Annotated in this window: 21 protein-coding genes and 1 riboswitch; of the genes, 14 read left to right on the forward strand and 7 right to left on the reverse strand. The window is 62.3% G+C overall.

The window, feature by feature from the left end; all coding sequences use genetic code 11:
• Positions 1-70: 70 nt before the first annotated feature.
• The 6 genes from sufC to ACODR6_RS28345 all read left to right on the forward strand — a co-directional run bounded on the left by sufC (position 71) and on the right by ACODR6_RS28345 (position 5,166).
• On the forward strand, positions 71-826 hold the full coding sequence (gene sufC / locus ACODR6_RS28320; protein WP_203428825.1) for a Fe-S cluster assembly ATPase SufC: 756 nt from the start codon (positions 71-73) through the stop codon (positions 824-826).
• 22 nt (positions 827-848) lie between these two features.
• Positions 849-2,123, forward strand: a complete 1,275-nt coding sequence (gene sufD, locus ACODR6_RS28325; protein WP_489025717.1) for a Fe-S cluster assembly protein SufD — start codon at positions 849-851, stop codon at positions 2,121-2,123.
• A gap of 195 nt (positions 2,124-2,318) precedes the next feature.
• A complete protein-coding gene (locus ACODR6_RS28330; RefSeq protein ID WP_489025719.1) occupies positions 2,319-3,557 on the forward strand; it encodes a cysteine desulfurase in 1,239 nt (412 codons plus the stop codon).
• A gap of 10 nt (positions 3,558-3,567) precedes the next feature.
• A complete protein-coding gene (locus ACODR6_RS28335; protein ID WP_112716391.1) occupies positions 3,568-3,948 on the forward strand; it encodes an SUF system Fe-S cluster assembly protein in 381 nt (126 codons plus the stop codon).
• A gap of 94 nt (positions 3,949-4,042) precedes the next feature.
• Entirely contained in the window at positions 4,043-4,438 is a 396-nt protein-coding gene (sufA, locus tag ACODR6_RS28340; RefSeq protein ID WP_112716389.1) for a Fe-S cluster assembly scaffold SufA, read from the forward strand.
• A 92-nt stretch (positions 4,439-4,530) separates the two neighbouring features.
• Complete coding sequence (locus ACODR6_RS28345; RefSeq protein WP_489025722.1) at positions 4,531-5,166, forward strand: LysE family translocator; 636 nt, start codon at positions 4,531-4,533, stop codon at positions 5,164-5,166.
• Positions 5,167-5,168: 2 nt separating this feature from the next.
• On the opposite strand, the gene ACODR6_RS28350 is transcribed toward ACODR6_RS28345, so the two are convergent.
• Entirely contained in the window at positions 5,169-5,444 is a 276-nt protein-coding gene (locus ACODR6_RS28350) for a flagellar basal body protein (RefSeq protein WP_489025724.1), read from the reverse strand.
• A 202-nt stretch (positions 5,445-5,646) separates the two neighbouring features.
• Here ACODR6_RS28350 and ACODR6_RS28355 point away from each other — a divergent pair, with 202 nt between their 5' ends.
• Complete coding sequence (locus tag ACODR6_RS28355) at positions 5,647-6,447, forward strand: class I SAM-dependent methyltransferase (protein ID WP_489025726.1); 801 nt, start codon at positions 5,647-5,649, stop codon at positions 6,445-6,447.
• Between the two features lie 6 nt (positions 6,448-6,453).
• Here ACODR6_RS28355 and ACODR6_RS28360 read toward each other — a convergent pair whose 3' ends face one another.
• From ACODR6_RS28360 to gcvT, 5 genes are all read right to left on the reverse strand, one after another.
• The gene (locus tag ACODR6_RS28360) at positions 6,454-6,723 is read right to left on the reverse strand and encodes a DUF982 domain-containing protein (RefSeq protein ID WP_112716383.1); all 270 of its coding nucleotides are present in this window, start codon (positions 6,721-6,723) and stop codon (positions 6,454-6,456) included.
• Positions 6,724-6,758: 35 nt separating this feature from the next.
• Complete coding sequence (locus ACODR6_RS28365; RefSeq protein WP_489025728.1) at positions 6,759-7,322, reverse strand: alpha/beta hydrolase; 564 nt, start codon at positions 7,320-7,322, stop codon at positions 6,759-6,761.
• 150 nt (positions 7,323-7,472) lie between these two features.
• Positions 7,473-10,337, reverse strand: a complete 2,865-nt coding sequence (gene gcvP, locus ACODR6_RS28370) for an aminomethyl-transferring glycine dehydrogenase (protein ID WP_489025730.1) — start codon at positions 10,335-10,337, stop codon at positions 7,473-7,475.
• Positions 10,337-10,699, reverse strand: coding sequence for a glycine cleavage system protein GcvH (gene gcvH / locus ACODR6_RS28375; protein ID WP_112716379.1), 363 nt, complete (start codon positions 10,697-10,699; stop codon positions 10,337-10,339). Before gcvH ends, gcvP begins: the two co-directional genes overlap by 1 nt.
• Before the next feature lie 25 nt (positions 10,700-10,724).
• On the reverse strand, positions 10,725-11,861 hold the full coding sequence (gene gcvT, locus ACODR6_RS28380) for a glycine cleavage system aminomethyltransferase GcvT (protein WP_449097068.1): 1,137 nt from the start codon (positions 11,859-11,861) through the stop codon (positions 10,725-10,727).
• Positions 11,862-12,011: 150 nt separating this feature from the next.
• Positions 12,012-12,103: riboswitch (glycine riboswitch) on the reverse strand.
• A gap of 158 nt (positions 12,104-12,261) precedes the next feature.
• On the opposite strand from gcvT, the gene ACODR6_RS28385 reads away from it, so the two are divergent.
• Complete coding sequence (locus ACODR6_RS28385; protein WP_489025732.1) at positions 12,262-12,642, forward strand: hypothetical protein; 381 nt, start codon at positions 12,262-12,264, stop codon at positions 12,640-12,642.
• 76 nt (positions 12,643-12,718) lie between these two features.
• Positions 12,719-13,705: a copper chaperone PCu(A)C domain-containing protein gene (locus ACODR6_RS28390; protein WP_489025733.1), complete on the forward strand. Its 987-nt coding sequence runs from the start codon at positions 12,719-12,721 to the stop codon at positions 13,703-13,705.
• A 56-nt stretch (positions 13,706-13,761) separates the two neighbouring features.
• Here ACODR6_RS28390 and ACODR6_RS28395 read toward each other — a convergent pair whose 3' ends face one another.
• Entirely contained in the window at positions 13,762-14,031 is a 270-nt protein-coding gene (locus tag ACODR6_RS28395; RefSeq protein WP_112716371.1) for a hypothetical protein, read from the reverse strand.
• 111 nt (positions 14,032-14,142) lie between these two features.
• Between ACODR6_RS28395 and crcB the strand changes: the two genes are divergently transcribed.
• The 5 genes from crcB to ACODR6_RS28420 all read left to right on the forward strand — a co-directional run bounded on the left by crcB (position 14,143) and on the right by ACODR6_RS28420 (position 17,574).
• Positions 14,143-14,520 (forward strand): fluoride efflux transporter CrcB, encoded by a 378-nt coding sequence (gene crcB / locus ACODR6_RS28400; protein WP_489025836.1) that lies wholly within the window; start codon positions 14,143-14,145, stop codon positions 14,518-14,520.
• 90 nt (positions 14,521-14,610) lie between these two features.
• Entirely contained in the window at positions 14,611-15,603 is a 993-nt protein-coding gene (locus ACODR6_RS28405; RefSeq protein WP_112716367.1) for an RluA family pseudouridine synthase, read from the forward strand.
• On the forward strand, positions 15,600-16,250 hold the full coding sequence (locus ACODR6_RS28410; protein WP_489025735.1) for an HAD-IA family hydrolase: 651 nt from the start codon (positions 15,600-15,602) through the stop codon (positions 16,248-16,250). The genes ACODR6_RS28405 and ACODR6_RS28410 overlap by 4 nt, the downstream gene beginning before the upstream one ends.
• A 9-nt stretch (positions 16,251-16,259) precedes the next feature.
• On the forward strand, positions 16,260-17,048 hold the full coding sequence (locus tag ACODR6_RS28415; RefSeq protein WP_489025737.1) for an ATP12 family chaperone protein: 789 nt from the start codon (positions 16,260-16,262) through the stop codon (positions 17,046-17,048).
• Between the two features lie 70 nt (positions 17,049-17,118).
• Complete coding sequence (locus tag ACODR6_RS28420; RefSeq protein ID WP_130278262.1) at positions 17,119-17,574, forward strand: hypothetical protein; 456 nt, start codon at positions 17,119-17,121, stop codon at positions 17,572-17,574.
• The last annotated feature ends 9 nt before the right edge of the window (positions 17,575-17,583 follow it).

Here is a 17,583-nt window from a genome sequence, read left to right on the forward strand (position 1 = left end):
GTCTCTGCATTGATTATTCGAGGGCGCGGTTGGGCGCGCCCGTTTCCGAACGCTTTTATGGAACAAGAACATGCTTGAAATCAAAAACCTGCACGCCCGTATCGCCGAAGACGGCACCGAGATCATCCGTGGCCTGAACCTGACGGTGAAGGCTGGCGAGATTGCCGCTATCATGGGCCCGAACGGCTCGGGCAAGTCGACGCTCTCCTACATCCTGTCGGGCCGCGAAGACTATGAAGTCACCGAGGGTGACATCCTCTATAACGGCGAGAGCATTCTCGAGCTCGACGCAGCCGAGCGCGCTTCGAAGGGCATTTTCCTGGCCTTCCAGTATCCGGTCGAAATCCCGGGCGTTGCCACGATGCAGTTCCTCAAGGTGGCGATGAACGAGCAGCGCAAGGCTCGCGGCGAAGAAGAACTGAAGACGCCTGACTTCATGCGCCTCGTCAAGGACGCTGCCGCCAAGCTGCAGATCAACCCTGACATGCTGAAGCGCCCGCTGAACGTCGGTTTCTCCGGCGGTGAAAAGAAGCGCGCCGAGATCCTGCAGATGGCGCTGCTGCAGCCGCAGCTCTGCGTGCTCGACGAAACCGACTCCGGTCTCGACATCGACGCCTTGAAGATCGTTGCCGACGGCGTCAACGCGCTGCGTTCGCCTGATCGCGCCGTGATCGTCATCACCCACTACCAGCGCCTGCTCGACTACATCGTTCCCGACACCGTTCACGTTCTCTACAAGGGCCAGGTGATCAAGTCGGGCGACAAGACGCTGGCACATGAGCTGGAAGCCAACGGTTATGCCGACATCATCGGAGCGGCAGCCTGATTAAGGCGGAAAGGACGTGTCCATGAACATGCAGACCACGAGCCGCCTGACCGCCGCGGAAGCTGCGCTCATCGAGGCTTTCAACAATCAGTTCGGCGAGCTGCCGGGCGACGGCGCGGTCACCGCGACGCGCGACCGCCTGCTCGACGACATCAAGAAGTCCGGCCTGCCGACGCGCCGCGTCGAGGCCTGGCACTATACCGATCTGAAGAACCTGCTGCGCGCCATACCGGCCGTTGCCGGTGATGCTGCCTCGAAGACGGTGAAGCCGCTCGTCGAGGGTTCTTCGGTGCTTTCGATCGTCCAGGGCCATGTCGATGCCAAGGCTTCGGTCGGCGGCATCGAGATTTCGAGCTATGCCCAGAGCCTGCTCGATGGTTCGGCTGCGACCTCTCTCGGCGCGCTTGGCGCCGACGATGCGGTTGGCCGGATCAACGGCAGCTTCGTGCGCGACGGCTATGTGATCGACATTCCGTCCGAAACCGAACTGGAGCAGCCGCTCGAGATCGATATCGTCCATGCCGGCGGCCAGATCCATACGCGTCTTCCGGTCACCTTCGGCGCCGGCGTCAAGGGCACCGTCATCGAGCGTCACCTGTCGGTGACCCCTGATGCGGCGCTCGTGTCCCATGTCAGTGACATCACGATCGGTGACGGCTCGGAACTGACCTGGATCATCCTGCAGCAGCAGGGTGGTGACGACACGCATCTTGGCCAGATCCGCATCGATCTCGGCGCCGATGCGAAGCTGAAGCTCTTCGTCATCAATGCCGGCGGCAAGCTGGTGCGCCAGGAGCTGCATGTAAAGGCGACGGGCGAGGGTTCCGACCTGACGCTGCGCGGCATCAACCTGCTCGGCGGCGAAACCCACACCGACGTCACCATGGTTCTCGGCCATAACGTGCCGAATACCGGTTCGACGGAAATCATCCGCAACGTCGTCTTCGATCGCGCCAAGGGCGTGTTCCAGGGCATGATCCGGGTTGCTCCGGATGCCCAGAAGACCGATGCCAAGATGGCCTGCAACACGCTGCTGATGTCCGATGATGCCGAGTTCTCCGTCAAGCCGGAGCTCGAAATCTTCGCTGATGACGTGCAGTGCGGCCATGGCGCGACGGTTGCCGATATTGACAGCAACCACCTCTACTATCTGATGGCTCGCGGCATTCCGGAGAACAAGGCGCGGGCGATGCTCGTCAACGCCTTCGTCGCCGAAATCGTCGAGGAACTGGAAGACGAGGCTCTGGTGGATGCGCTGGAAGGCATCATTTCCGCCTGGCTCGAAAAGCACGCCTGAGTTACCGGCGGCATTGACGCAGCCTATCCTTCGTCATGCTCGGGCTTGTCCCGAGCATCTACAACGGTCGATCGTGTTGCGACGTGATTGGATCCTCGGGACAGGCCCGAGGATGACGCAGTGCAAGTGAGACGCTTGTCGGCATAAGGCTTCTGCCGGAGCCATGTTCGACAGCGAAAACCGAAAGGGTCTGCAATGGACCAGGTTAACCCAGTCGCCTATGACGTCGAAGCCATTCGCAGGGATTTCCCGATCCTGGCGAAGGAAGTGTATGGCAAGCCGCTGGTCTATCTCGACAACGGCGCGTCGGCTCAGAAGCCGCAGGCCGTCATCGACGCGGTGACGCATGCCTATTCGAACGAATATGCCAATGTGCATCGCGGTCTGCATTTCCTGTCGAATGCAGCAACCGAGGCTTACGAAGCTGCGCGCGAAAAGGTGCGGCGCTTCCTGAATGCGCCTTCGGTCGATGATATCGTCTTCACCAAGTCGTCCACTGAGGCGATCAATACGGTCGCTTACGGCTGGGGCATGCCGAAGATCGGCGAGGGCGACGAGATCGTCGTTTCGATCATGGAGCATCACTCCAACATCGTTCCCTGGCACTTCATCCGCGAGCGCCAGGGCGCCAAGCTGGTCTGGGTTGATGTCGATGACGACGGCGCCTTCCATATCGAGGCTTTCGAAAAGAGCCTGACGGAGCGCACCAAGCTCGTTGCCATCACCCATATGTCGAATGCGCTCGGCACCATCGTTCCGGTCAAGGAAATCTGCCGTATCGCTCATGAGCGCGGTATTCCGGTGCTGCTCGACGGATCGCAGGGCGCCGTTCACATGCCCGTCGACGTGCAGGATATCGACTGCGACTGGTATGTGATGACCGGCCACAAGCTTTACGGTCCGTCGGGGATCGGCGTCCTCTACGGCAAGAAGGATCGCCTTCGCGAGATGCGCCCGTTCCAGGGTGGCGGCGAGATGATCTTCGAAGTCACCGAAGACAACGTCACCTATAACGAGCCGCCGCACCGTTTCGAGGCCGGCACGCCGCCGATCGTTCAGGCGATCGGTCTCGGCTATGCACTGGATTACATGGAAAAAGTGGGCCGCGAGGCGATCGCGCGCCACGAGGCGGATCTGACGGCCTATGCGACCGAGCGGCTGCGCGAAGTCAATTCGCTGCGGGTCATCGGCAATGCGCCGGGCAAGGGCGGCATTTTCTCGTTCGAGCTTGCAGGCCTGCATGCCCATGATGTCTCGACGGTTATCGATCGGCGTGGTGTTGCGGTTCGCGCCGGCACGCATTGCGCCATGCCGCTCTTGAAACGCTTCGGCGTGACCTCCACATGCCGTGCGTCATTCGCGATGTATAATACCCGCGCCGAGGTCGATGCCTTGGCCGATGCGCTGGAATATGCGCGCAAGTTTTTTGCTTGAGGATACCGTAATGAGCCTTGATGACAGCGAACAGAAGACCGACGTGCGCGAGGGTATCGTGCATTCGAGCATTCCGGCGGAAGAGCTGGCGCGTCTCAGCGACGACGTGATCGGCGCACTGAAGACGGTCTACGACCCGGAAATTCCGGCCGATATCTTCGAACTCGGTCTGATCTACAAGATCGACATCGAAGACGACCGGATGGTCAAGATCATGATGACGCTGACCGCGCCCGGTTGCCCCGTGGCCGGCGAGATGCCCGGCTGGGTCGAGAATGCCGTCGGTGCCGTCGAAGGCGTGTCGGGCGTCGAGGTCGAAATGACCTTCGATCCGCCGTGGACGCCGGACCGCATGTCGGAAGAGGCGCAGGTCGCTGTCGGCTGGTACTAATTGGCGGCTGGTATTGATCGGTTAAGCCACTGGCACTACATTTGATTCATGAAACACCGGACCTTCAATCCGTGTGCGTAAGGAGAATGAGCCGATGGGCTTTGCAGTGATGAGCATGACGCAGGAAGCGGCCGATCGCGTGAAGGCGATCGTCGGTGGTGCTGGACCGGACGCCAAGGGCATTCGCGTCGGCATCAAGAAGGGCGGCTGCGCTGGGATGGAATATACCATTGACATGGTGACCGAGCCCAACCCGAAGGACGACCTGATCGAGCGCGATGGCGCGAGCGTCTGGATCGAGCCCTCGGCCGTGCTTTATCTGCTCGGTACCCAGCTCGGCTTCGAGCAGACGACGCTGCGCTCCGGCTTCACCTTCACCAACCCGAACCAGACATCGGCCTGCGGCTGTGGCGAATCCGTCGAACTGAAGCCTGCCGATCTCGCGGCTCTTGCCGCCCAGGGAAATCCCGTGGTGACCGCTTCGCATTGATGCGCGGTCTCATGGCCACCAACAGGCCGCCAGCGATGGCGGCTTTTTCTTTTTGCAGTTGTCCGATCGCGGCGGCGTAACATCTCTCAGGCATGATCATCGAAACGCTGCTTCTGCTGTTTGCCAAAGGCGCTCTGCTCGGTCTCGTTATCACGATACCGCCCGGGCCGATTGCGACGCTTTGCATTGACCGCAGCCTGAACCGCGGATTCGCTTCGGGTGCTGCAATCGGTATCGGCGCGGCGCTCGGGGATTCCGTCTACGCGCTGGTCGCTGCGGCGGGTCTGGCGATGGTGTCCAATGTCGTCAATGCCTATTCGCTGCCGATCGCGGCGGTTGGCGGGCTGCTGCTGATCTTTCTCGGCATTCGCGACCTCGTGACGCCGCCGGCGGCTGCGCGCGAAATGGGGGCAGGGAACCTCTTCCGGACGATCGCCTCGACCTTCCTGCTGGCAGTTTCCAATCCCGGCGCGCTGCTCTCTTTCGGCGGTCTGTTTGCCGGTCTCGGACTGGTGGACGGCAATACGCCGATGGAAACAGCGGCGATCGTTGTTGGCGTCTTTGCGGGTGCGATGGTGTGGTGGACGCTGCTCAGCGCCGCCGTCAATCTGGCGCGGGACCGGATCTCACGCGACGTGACGCTGCTGATCCGCCGCATATCAGGATGGCTGATCATCGGCTTCGGCGCCGCCATTCTCGGCTATGCCGCGGTCAATCTGTTCGGCTGAAATCAGTCGCGCTTGATGGTGGCGAGCAGTTGCCAGAGATCGGCGCCGGTTTCGAAAACGATCGCATTCGCCTTGTAGCCCTGTGCCGACTGCATCATGTCCGTCATCTCGGTGGCGAGATCGGCCGACTGGCCTTCATCCGTCGTCATCGTCGAGGGATCGATGCGGCTGTAGCCCGGCGTGTTGAGGTTCGCGACATTGTTGGCGGTGGCGGCGAAACGGTTGGTCTGCGCGCGCATGCCCGACGACGCGGTATTCATGATGCTCGAGATGTTCATCAGCCGGTATTCCCCACAGTTCCGTAGGCTTGCCATAGCAGCCGGCGCTTAGCGAATGCTGAACGGGTTTCGTTAACGGCATTGGCGCTCCAAAGCACGATCTGTTTCGAACTGGTGCAGCTTCGTGAAGGCGGACGGCGTGGTCCGTGCTTGGCAACGGCGGGGTCGGGGACTAGGATGCTGGCAGTTGACGGAGGCGCCGATGTCCTCGAGTTTCAATGTCCACAAGGCATCCGGATACGAACAGCTGATGGGACGCTGGAGCCAGAAGCTCGCGCTGCCATTCATCGATTTTGCCGGTGTTGAGCATGGTGATCGCATTGTCGATGTCGGCTGCGGCACCGGCAGTTTGACCTTCGCGCTTGCCCATTCCCGGCGTATCCAGGCGATCGAGGCGATCGATTTCTCATCCGTCTTCGTCGAGGAGGCGCTGCGGCGGAACAATGATCCGCGGATCACCATACGGCAGGCCGATGCCTGCGCATTGCCTTTTGAGGCCGCGAGCTTCGATCGCGCGCTGGCATTGCTCGTCCTGCATTTCATTCCCGAGGCAAAGAAGGCGATCGGCGAGATGCGCCGTGTCACGCGGCCCGGCGGCACCGTTGCGGCCGTCGTCTGGGATCATCTCGGCGGCATGGCGGGCATGCGGATGATGATCGATACGGTCGCGGCGCTCAGCGACGCCGGACGCCAGCTTCGCAGCCGCTATTGCTTCCAGCCGATGATGCAGCCGGGTGAGATGAAGCGGGCTTTCATCGAAGGCGGGCTTCTCGATGTCGAGGAGACGCAGCTCATGATCCGCATGAATTACGAAAATTTCGACGACTACTGGGGGCCGATTGCAGCGGGGGAAGGGCCGCTCGGCGCATTTGTGGGCAAGCTCGACGGCGCGGAGAGGGCGCAGGTCGATGCTGCGGTACGCGATGCCTACGAAGCCGGGCGGCCCGACGGTCCGCGATCCTTTGCCAATGTCGCATGTGCCTGCCGGGGCCGGGTGCCCTGAGGCGGCTTACTTCTTGATGTCGATGCCCGCTTCGACAGCCGCAGCGATGAAGGCGTTACGGGCCTGTTCGTTGCTAGCCTTGCCCTTGATGACGTCGGCGCAGATCAGCAGCGCCTTGTCGAGCGCCGGGCCATCCTCGGTCGGCCAGTCCTCGATCATAGCCCAGGAGGCGGCCTGCGTGGTGCCGATCGTCACATATTGGCCGGGCTCTTCGAGCGCCAGCAGCACGGGGTTTGCCCAGGGCACCTGAGTGAGATCGTTGTCGGATTTTGCCATGGGTTCAAACCTGCCTTTATCAAAGTCCGATGTCCTTAGCGGTGCAGGTCTTCTGCGACAAGGGAAAAGGTCTCGGTCTCCAGCCATCGCTTGATGATGCCAGCTTCGCTCTCTTGGAGGCCATGGCCCGTTGGCGAAATCTGAAATTCGACTTTCGCGCCGGCGGCCTGGAATTGCTGCACGGATTTTGCGGCATCCTCGGGCTGGCGGCGATCATCGTATTCACCGGCGAGGATCAGGATCGGCTTTGCCGCCATCGGTGGCAGGGTTGCGTCAGGTGCGGGAGATAGCGGACGGATCAGGACGGCGCCGAGCGCGCAGGCTGGATCGTGCATGAGCAGCGATGCGGCCATGATCGCGCCGTTCGAGAAGCCAAGCAGGATGGGCGGCCCGGATATGAGCTGGGTTTTGATGGCAACGCTGAGGAACGAATGAATTCGTCCGGTCTGAACAGCAAGATCTGCAACATCCAGCGTCCGGTCGCTATTGCGCCGGAAGAAGGCATAGCCGCCTTCCCAGGCGATGCCACCGCGTAGTGATATGACCGGGTGACTGGGTGCGGCCCCCGCGGCGAGCGGCAGCAGTTCCGTCTCGTCCATGCTGCTGCCATGCATCAGCAGCAGTGGCGGACGGCGGGGATCGCCTGCTATCGCAATGTAGTGGAAGCCCTGCAGGTCAGGCATTGTCGGGTCACGATCTTCGAGAAATGAAAACGCCCGGGCAAAGCCGGGCGTTTCGTTGTTCAAAGCTTACTCGGCCGCTTCGGCATAGTCTTCCAGCGGCGGGCAGGTGCAGATCAGGTTGCGGTCGCCATAGACGTTGTCGACGCGGTTGACCGGCGACCAGTACTTGTCGACACGGAAGGCGCCGGGCGGGAAGCAGGCCTGCTCACGCGAATAGGGGCGATCCCATTCGCCGACCAGGTCTTCGACCGTGTGCGGGGCGTTCTTCAGCGGGTTGTTCTGCTTGTCCGAACGGCCTTCCTCGATGTCGCGGGCTTCCTGACGGATCGCCAGCATGGCTTCGCAGAAGCGGTCGAGTTCGGCCTTAGTTTCGGATTCCGTCGGCTCGATCATCAGCGTGCCGGCAACCGGCCAGCTCATGGTCGGCGCGTGGAAGCCGCAGTCGATCAGGCGCTTGGCGACGTCATCGACCGTCACACCGCAGCTGTCGACCAGCGGACGGGTGTCGATGATGCATTCATGCGCCACGCGGCCAGCTTCGGACTTGTAGAGCACGTCATAGGCACCCTTGAGGCGGGCAGCGATATAGTTGGCGTTGAGGATCGCCACCTTGGTAGCCTGCGTCAGGCCTTCGCCGCCCATCATCAGGCAGTAGCTCCAGGAGATCGGCAGGATCGAGGCCGAACCGAAGGCTGCAGCCGAAACGGCGCCAGGGCGGCCGTCGGTTTCCGAGTGACCGGGCAGGTGCGGTGCCAGATGCGACTTGACGCCGATCGGGCCCATGCCGGGACCGCCGCCGCCATGCGGGATGCAAAAGGTCTTGTGAAGATTGAGGTGCGAGACGTCGGAACCGATGTCGCCGGGGCGGGACAGGCCGACCATGGCGTTCATGTTGGCACCGTCGAGATAGACCTGGCCGCCGTGCTTGTGCACGAGTTCGCAGATTTCCTTCACCGTTTCCTCGAACACGCCATGCGTCGAGGGGTAGGTGATCATGCAGCAGGAGAGGTTCTCCGAATACTGCTCGGCCTTGGCGCGGAAATCGTCGAGGTCGATGTCGCCGTTCTCGCGAACCTTGACGACCACGACCTTCATGCCGACCATCTGGGCAGAGGCCGGGTTGGTGCCGTGCGCGGAGGTCGGGATCAGGCAGACGTCGCGGTGACCATTGCCATTGGCAATATGGTAGTTGCGGATCGTCAGGAGGCCCGCATATTCGCCCTGTGCACCGGAGTTCGGCTGCATGGAGAATGCATCGTAGCCGGTGACGGCGCAGAGCTTTTCCGTCAGGTCGTCGATCATCTCGCGATAACCAAGCGCCTGGTCGGCCGGAACGAACGGATGGATATCCGAGAATTCGGGCCAGGTGATCGGCAGCATTTCGGCCGTGGCGTTCAGCTTCATCGTGCAGGAGCCGAGCGGGATCATCGAGCGGTCGAGCGCCAGATCGCGGTCGGAGAGCCGGCGGATGTAGCGGGTCATTTCGCTTTCGGCGCGGTTCATGTGGAAGATCGGATGCGTCAGGTATTCGCTGGTACGCAGCAGATCCTTCGGCAAGCGATAGGAAGGCTCGAAATCGCCGACGGCGAAGTTGCCGCCGAATGCGCGCCAGACGGCTTCCAGCGTCGCCGGGCGGGTGCGCTCGTCAAGGCTCATGCCGATCTTGGTGGTGCCGACCTTGCGCAGATTGACGCCTTCGGCGACGGCTGCGCGCAGGATCAGGCCCTGCATGTGGCCGACATCGACGGTGAGCGTATCGAAGAAGGTTTCCGGCTCGACCTTGTAGCCGAGCTTTTCGAGGCCCTTGGCCATCAGCACGGCCTTCTGGTGGACCTGCTGGGCGATCGCCTTGATGCCCTTCGGACCGTGGAAGACGGTGTACATGGAGGCCATGACGGCGAGCAGGACCTGCGCGGTGCAGATGTTCGACGTCGCCTTTTCGCGGCGGATATGCTGTTCGCGGGTCTGCAGCGACAGGCGGTAGGCGCGGTTGCCGCGGGCATCGACGGAGACGCCGACAAGACGGCCCGGCATCGAGCGCTTATGCGCGTCCTTGACGGACATGTAGGCCGCATGCGGACCGCCGTAGCCGACCGGAACGCCGAAACGCTGCGACGAACCGATAGCGATATCGGCACCCATTTCGCCAGGCGACTTCAGCAGCGTCAGCGCCAGGATGTCGGCAGCGACGATGGCGATCGCGCCCGTCTGGTGCAGGCGGGAGATCAGGCCGGTGAAGTCGTGAATGTGGCCATGCGTGCCCGGATACTGGAAGATCGCGCCGAAGACGTCGACCGGATCGAGATCCGTGAACGGGTTGCCGACGATGACGCTCCAGCCGAGCGGCTCGGCGCGGGTCTTGATCAGTTCGATCGTCTGCGGGTGGCAGGCGGCGTCGACGAAGAAGGCCTTGGCCTTCGACTTCGAGACGCGCTCCGCCATCGCCATGCCTTCGGCGGCAGCCGTTGCTTCGTCGAGAAGCGAAGCGTTGGCGACGTCGAGACCGGTGAGGTCGCAGATCATCGTCTGGTAGTTCAGGAGCGCTTCGAGGCGGCCCTGCGAAATTTCCGGCTGATAGGGCGTATAGGCCGTGTACCAGGCGGGGTTTTCGAGGATGTTGCGCTGGATGACCGGCGGCGTGATCGTGCCGTAGTAGCCCTGGCCGATCAGCGAGGTCAGAACCTTGTTCTTGTTGGCGGTCTCGCGCAGCTTGTCGAGCGCTTCACGTTCCGTCATCGGCGCGCCCCAGAGGAGCGGCGCCTTCTGGCGGATGGAGGGCGGGACGGTCGCGTCGATCAGCCCGTCGAGGCTGTTATAGCCAATGACCTTGAGCATATCGGTCATTTCGGCCGGAGACGGACCGATATGGCGGCGATTGGCAAAGTCGTAGGGCTGGTAGTCGGTGAACTGGAATTCGGTCGGCGTCGTCATTACGCGGTGAGCTCCTTGTAGGCCGCTTCATCGAGCAGGCCATCGGCATCAGCCGCATTTGCAAGCTTCAGCTTGAAGAACCAGCCGGCGCCCTGCGGATCGGAATTGACCAGCGACGGGTCGGCAACGATGGCTTCGTTGACTTCGGTGATCTCGCCATCCAGCGGACAATAGACGTCTGAGGCCGCCTTGACGGATTCGACGGTGGACGCATTGTCGTTCTTAGCGAAGGTCGCGCCGATTTCCGGCAGTTCGACGAATACGAGGTCGCCGAGCTGATCGACGGCGTAATTGGTGATTCCGACCGTTGCAACGCCGCCTTCGATCTTCAGCCATTCATGTTCTTCGGTAAACTTGAGCATTGTTTGTCCTTTCTGGGGAAAAGTTTCAGCGTTTGTAGGTCGGCGTAATAAAGGGCAGGGCGCTGACGGTGACCGGCAGGTACTTGCCGCGCACTTCAGCGAAAATGACCGTTCCGGCAGCCGCATGCGACAGCGGCACGTAACCCATGGCGACAGGGCCTTCGACGCTCGGGCCGAAGCCGCCGGACGTGACCTCGCCGAGCTCGGTCTTGCCTTCGGCATCGGCATAGAGCTTGGCATGGCCGCGCACCGGCGCCTTGCCATCCGGCTTCAGGCCGACGCGGCGGCGCGTGGCGCCATTGTCCAGTTCGGCGAGGATGCGCTCGGCACCCGGGAAACCGCCGGCGCGGACGCCGCCCGTCTTGCGGGCCTTCTGCATGCCCCATTCAAGGGCAGCTTCGACCGGCGTCGTCGTCGTGTCGATATCGTTGCCATAGAGGCAGAGGCCGGCTTCGAGGCGCAGCGAATCGCGGGCACCGAGGCCGATCGCCTCGACGTCCGGATGCTCAAGCAACCGCTTGGTGACATCCTCGGCCTTGTCGGCGGGAATGGAGATTTCGAAGCCGTCTTCGCCGGAATAGCCGGAGCGGGAAACCAGACAGGAAACGTCATGCAGGCGGCAGTGGCGCACATCCATGAACTTCATGGCGGCGACGTCGGCCCAGAGTTCGGCGAGCACATCGACGGCGCGCGGTCCCTGCAGGGCGATGAGCGCGCGGTCGAGCACGGTGATGTCGCAGCGGTCGCCGATATGCTTCTGCATATGCGCGACGTCTTCTTCCTTGCAGGCGGCGTTGACGACGACGAAGAGGTGATCGTCGAGATGGGTGATCATCAGGTCGTCGAGGATGCCGCCGTTGTCATCGGTGAAGAAACCGTAGCGCTGGCGTCCTTCGGCGAGGCCGAGGATATCGACGGGCACGAGGCTTTCGAGCGCAAGCGCTGCATCCTCATACTTCCCGGTCTTCGCCTTCACGATGACCTGGCCCATGTGGGACACGTCGAAGACGCCGGCGGCCTGGCGGGTCTGCAGGTGCTCCTTCATGACGCCGGCCGGATATTGCACCGGCATGTCGTATCCGGCGAAGGGAACCATGCGGGCGCCGAGCGACAGATGCAGCGCATGAAGCGGGGTTTTCTTGAGGGCAGCAGTATCGTCCAATGACGCCTCCGGTCGTTGCGCGTGGAAGTCCATGCGCGGGCTCAAATGAAGGCGCGGCTGCGCCTCGTTATCGAGCCCCCTCTGTCCTTGCGCCTGAGATTGTTATCCCTTCGGCGAGCGTTTCGAGAACGCCTCTCTCCAGAGTTCCGTCTGCCCCTTGTGGTCCTTTTGCCTGAGAGTTTCCGGGGCGGTTGCTCCTTCGGCACCGGCACTCGCGAACCGGCTTCTCCCAACAAGGTCGCGGCAATTATCGGGCGGAACGGGTTGTTGGCAAGGGGGAATGTCGCCGCCGAACAAATTTTTGTCGCGGCATCACGGCGCAAATTGTGATCTGCGTCAAATCGGCTTTTGCTTTTCGTCAATAAAGTGATTAATCGCGACAGCCGCGGAAGGGGATTTGATGGCAAACACGGGCCGGAAAGCTGGGATGCTGACGCGCATGATCTGCGCGCTGGGCCTGCTTGTCCTCGGCCTTGCGCATCAGGCGCCGCAGCTTGCCGCCGGCCCGCTCTATAGCAGCGCCGAATATACCCTGCCTGACGGCTCCTTCGCCTCGCTTTGCGTCACCGTCAAGGACGACGATGGCAAGCACCTGCCGATGGGGCCGAATTGCGAGGTCTGCCGTCTAGCTGCCTCGATCATCCTGCCTGCGCCGGATGCGGCCGCATGGCTGAAGCTCGACTTTGCCTCTTTCGAGAATGCGCTGACCAGCAATATTGCCGCCCTGCCGGTGCGGGCGGTCGCGCAGCCGAAATCGCGGGGGCCGCCGGTTCTGGCCTGATCTCCAGCCCGAACCGAAATGCAACATGATGCCGGAGCCCGCCAAGACGATGCGGATGCCGGCGAGGAGACACCAGATGAAGACCGTTCAGACCCTTGGCCTTTCCGCCGCTCTTTCCTTTGCCGCAACGGCCGCCAGCGCCCATGTGACCTTCCTCGACGCCGAGGCGCCGCAGGAAGCGACGATTCTCGCGACGCTGCAGGTGCCGCATGGCTGCGATGGAAAGCCGACCAATGAAGTGCAGGTGAAGCTGCCGGAAGGCTTCGTCTTCGCCAAGCCGCAGCCGAAGGCCGGCTGGGAACTCGAGGTCATCAAGGGCGACTACAAGAAGAGCTACGACAATCACGGCACGCCGGTGAAGTCGGGCGCGATCGAGATCCGCTGGAAGGGCGGCAATCTCTCCGACGATTTCTACGACACCTTCGTCATCCAGGGTAAGGTCTCCGGCGTCGATGCCGGGACGTCGCTGGCTTTCCCGGTCACGCAGCTCTGCGGCGATACCGTCGAGGCCTGGGACCAGGTTGCCGCCGACGGCAGCGATCCGCACAAGCTGAAGAGCCCGGCGCCGGTGCTGACCGTTGTCGCCGGTAGCGATCACGGCCATGGTCACGACGATATGGCAGGCATGGACATGGGCGGCATGGCCAGAATGGCGATGGCGGCACCGGCTGGCGATGAAGCCAAGCTCGGCGATCTCGAAATCTCCGGCGCCTTTGCCAAGGCGATGCTGCCGGGCCAGCCGGTCGGCGGCGGCTTCTTCACCATCAAGAACGGTGGCAAGAGCGACGACACGCTGATCGCCGTTTCCTCGCCGAATGCCGGTGAAGTGCAGATGCACGAGATGAAGACCGAGAACAACGTGATGAAGATGCGCGAGCTCAAGGGCGGCATCAAGGTTCCGGCCGGCGAGACCGTCAAGCTGGAGCCGGGTGCCCTGCATCTGATGTTCCAGAAGGTGACGGCGCCGTTCAAGCAGGGCGACAGCGTTCCGGTAACGCTGACCTTCGAGAAGGCCGGCAAGGTGGATGTGACGCTGAAGGTCCTGTCCGCGCAGGGCAAGTAAACAGCAAAAGGCCCGCGGCTTTCACCGTGGGCCTTTTCGCTTCCTGGGGGATAAAATCAGACTTCCTCGTAAGATCTGAGCGCCTGCTGCAGGCCGGCCTGCGGCTGCTTATTGCCCTTGGTCATCAGGTCGAGGGCCACTTCGGTCGATTGAATGATGTTGGGCGAATCTTCGAGCTCGTCGGCGGCTGCAACGCCGCGCAGCTGGCGCTCGGCCATCCGGCGCGTTTCTTTGGCCGCCATGTTTGGCGGCACGCGCTGAGCGATCCTCAGCGACTCAAAAGCGGCGGCCGCGGTGCTCGCGGATATGGTTACGACCTGTGTCATCCTCTTCAGAATAGACAGTCCGTGTTCTTGCGCCGCTAAGGAAATCGCTCGCATTTTAGCGATGGGCCGGAAACTGTTGGAATCGGACCGATGCTGCGCTACACAACGCCCATGTTTCAAGCTCTTCTCGTTGCCGGCGGCGGTGCTGCCGGGTCTCTGCTGCGCTATTTCGTCGGTCAGTGGTCCCTCAGATTATGGGGGCCGAACTTCCCGTGGGGCACGCTGATCGTCAATATCGTCGGCTGCTTCATCATCGGCGTGTTTGCCGAGATGATCACGCGCCGTTTCAATGCATCTGCCGATCTCCGGCTGCTGCTGATCACCGGCTTTCTCGGCGGCTTCACGACGTTTTCGGCCTTTTCGCTCGATGCCATCTCGCTCTTCGAGCGCGGCGAGGCGTTAATGGGCGGCGTCTATATCGCTGCCAGCGTCGGTCTCTCGATGGCCGCCGTCATCGCTGGTCTCGCCCTGATGCGCGCTTTGCTCTGAAAGGCGGTTCCCGCGCGGGCAAAAATGCTCTAAAGCCAGCGGCAACCGCCGCGCCTGGCGCAGGCAATCATTTCCGGAAAGACAAGAACAATGGCCGGTATCGAACATATCACTGTTGAAGCCGACGAAGCGGGCATGCGCCTCGATCGCTGGTTCAAGATCCATTATCCGGGGCTCGGTTTCGGCCCCTTGCAGAAACTGCTGCGCTCCGGCCAGGTCCGTGTCGATGGCGGCCGGGTCAAGACCGATGCGCGCATCCAGCCGGGACAGGTCGTCCGCGTGCCGCCGCTTGACGTCGATGCCAAGAAGACCGGGCCGATAGCCTCTCATGATCTGAAGCACGGTGACGATTACGATCTCCTGCAGCGCATGGTGCTGCACGAAGACGACAAGGTGATCGTGCTCAACAAGCCTGCCGGTCTTGCCGTGCAGGGCGGATCGGGCGTCACCCGCAACATCGACAAGATGCTGGAAGCCTGGACCAACAAGAAGGGCGAGAAGCCGCGGCTCGTCCATCGCCTCGACCGCGACACGTCGGGTGTTCTGGTCATCGCCCGGACCCGCGGCGCGGCGCAGAAGCTGACGGCCGCCTTCCGCGAGCGCGATACGAAGAAGACCTACTGGTCTCTGGTACGCGGTGTGCCGCGCAAGCACGAAGACAAGATTTCGACCTGGCTCGTGAAGGAAGCGACCGAGGACGGGGACCGCATGCGGATCGCCAAGCATGGCGAGGACGGCGCCGACCACGCCATCTCCTACTACCGCGTCCTTGAGACCGCCGCTCAGAACCTCGCCTGGCTCGAGATGGAGCCCTATACGGGCCGTACGCACCAGCTGCGCGTTCATGCGCTCCATATCGGCCATCCGATCATCGGCGATCCCAAGTATTTCATCGAGGATCCGAACTGGGCATTCCCGGGCGGCATCCAGAAGCGGCTGCATCTGCATGCCCGCAAGATCGATATTCCGCATCCGGACGGCGGCCGCCTGAAGGTGACCGCGCCGCTGCCGCCGCACATGGTTCAGACCTGGAACCTGCTCGGTCTCGATCTCGCCGGTGCCGAAAGGGACGACGAGGAATGAAACTGGCGCTTTTCGATTGCGACGGCACGATCGTCGACAGCGCTGCGCTGATCCACGAGGTCATGGCGCGCACCTTCGTGGATTTCGGCTATCCGCGGCCGGATTTCTCGGCAACCAAGTCGATCATCGGCCTGACGCTCGATATCGCCATTGCCCGGATGCAGGGCAAGCCGCATGTCGATGACGAGGCGGTGGCGATGACCGCGCATTACAAGAAGATCTATATCGACGTGCGCAGCGAGCCGGGCATGGACGTGCCGCTGTTCGACGGCATCAGGCCGGTGATTGCAGCGCTTGCCGCGCGTGACGACATCCTGATCGGCGCCGTCACCGGCAAGTCGCGGCGCGGCCTTGTGAACGTTCTCGAAACGCATGGCTTTGCGCCGGATTTCATCGTCTCGCGCACCGCCGACGACTGCCCGTCGAAGCCGCATCCGGCGATGGTTACCGAATGCTGTGACGAAACCGGCATGAATCCGGCCGACGCCATTGTCATCGGCGATGCGATTTACGATATGCAGATGGCAAAGGCGGCCGGCGCCAAGGCGATCGGCGTATCCTGGGGCTATGCAAGTGTTGAAGACCTTGTTGCCGCCGGAGCCGACGCCATCGTCCGCCATCCGAAAGACCTGCTCGAGCATTTTTGAGGTGACGCCATGCGCGACCTGTTGAACGACCTTTCCGAAGGTCTCAGCCATCCCGATCCGATCCGCCGCGCGCAGATCCAGATGAAGAAGCCGCTGCCGAAGCGATTCTACAAGGATGTGACCGTTGCCGAACAGGAAGACGGCGGCTTCGCCATTCTGCTCGACGGCAAGGCGGTTCGCACGCCTGCCAAACAGATTCTGGCCGTTCCCGCCAAGGCGCTTGGCGATCTGCTTGCCGCCGAATGGGATGCGCAGGCCGAGATGATCGATCCGTCGACCATGCCGGTGACCCGTCTGGTCAATACGGCACTCGATGGCGTTGCCACCGATACGCAGGCGGTCATCGAGGATCTCTTGCGCTTTTCGTCCAGCGATCTTCTCTGCTACCGCGCCGACGGCCCGGAAATGCTGGTCAAGCGGCAGGCCGATCGCTGGGATCCGGTGCTCGACTGGGCGGCCGACGATCTCGGCGCGCGCTTCATCCTGATCGAGGGTGTCATGCACCACGAGCAGCCGCGCGACGCGATCGCCGCCTTCGGTGTCACGCTGCGCCGCCACGACGATGCGCTGACGCTCGCCGCCTTGCATACGATCACGACGCTGACAGGTTCGGCGATCCTGGCGCTCGCTTTTGCCGAGCGGCACCTGACTATGGACGAGGTTTGGTCGCTCGCGCATCTCGATGAAGACTGGACGATCGAGCATTGGGGCAGCGACGAGGAAGCCGAGGTGCGCCGCGCCAAGCGCTTCGAAGACTTCAAGGCCGCCGCGGATGTTTTTTTGGCGCTAAGGGCCTGAAACATATTGCTTTGACAGCCAGAATGGCGAAATCTGCGACTCCTGACGGGGGATAGGTGCAGGTTTTGCAATGAAGTGGCTGCGGTTATGTTTTTGCCAATTGGCGGTGATTTGCGTGGCCTTGAGCGCCTGCAGCATGGGCTCGAAGGAGCCGCCTGCGCCGATCTATGACGTCCGCAGCGCGGTCGTTCTCGGCGGTGTCGGCGTTCCGCCGGCGGTATTGTCGGGGATCAGCGACCGCGTCAATGCGGCGATCAACGCCACGGTCCGCACCGATGTCTATCCGCGCGTCGTTCTGACGATCCGCATCGTTTCCGTCACCAAGGGGCAGGGGTTCGACAAGAACCGCAACGTGGCCAAAATCACGGCCGACGCGGCCTCGGTCGATGACGGCTCGGTCATCGGTGTCTCGGCCTTCGACGTTTCGAGCTTCGCCAACGATCCGACAATGGCCGACCAGATTCTTGCAGAGGATATTGCAGCGCGCATCCGCTCGGCGTTCCAGCTGACGGCCGGGCGCGGCTGACGACGAGCC

The sequence above is a fragment of the Rhizobium sp. FG96 genome, assembly GCF_057808655.1.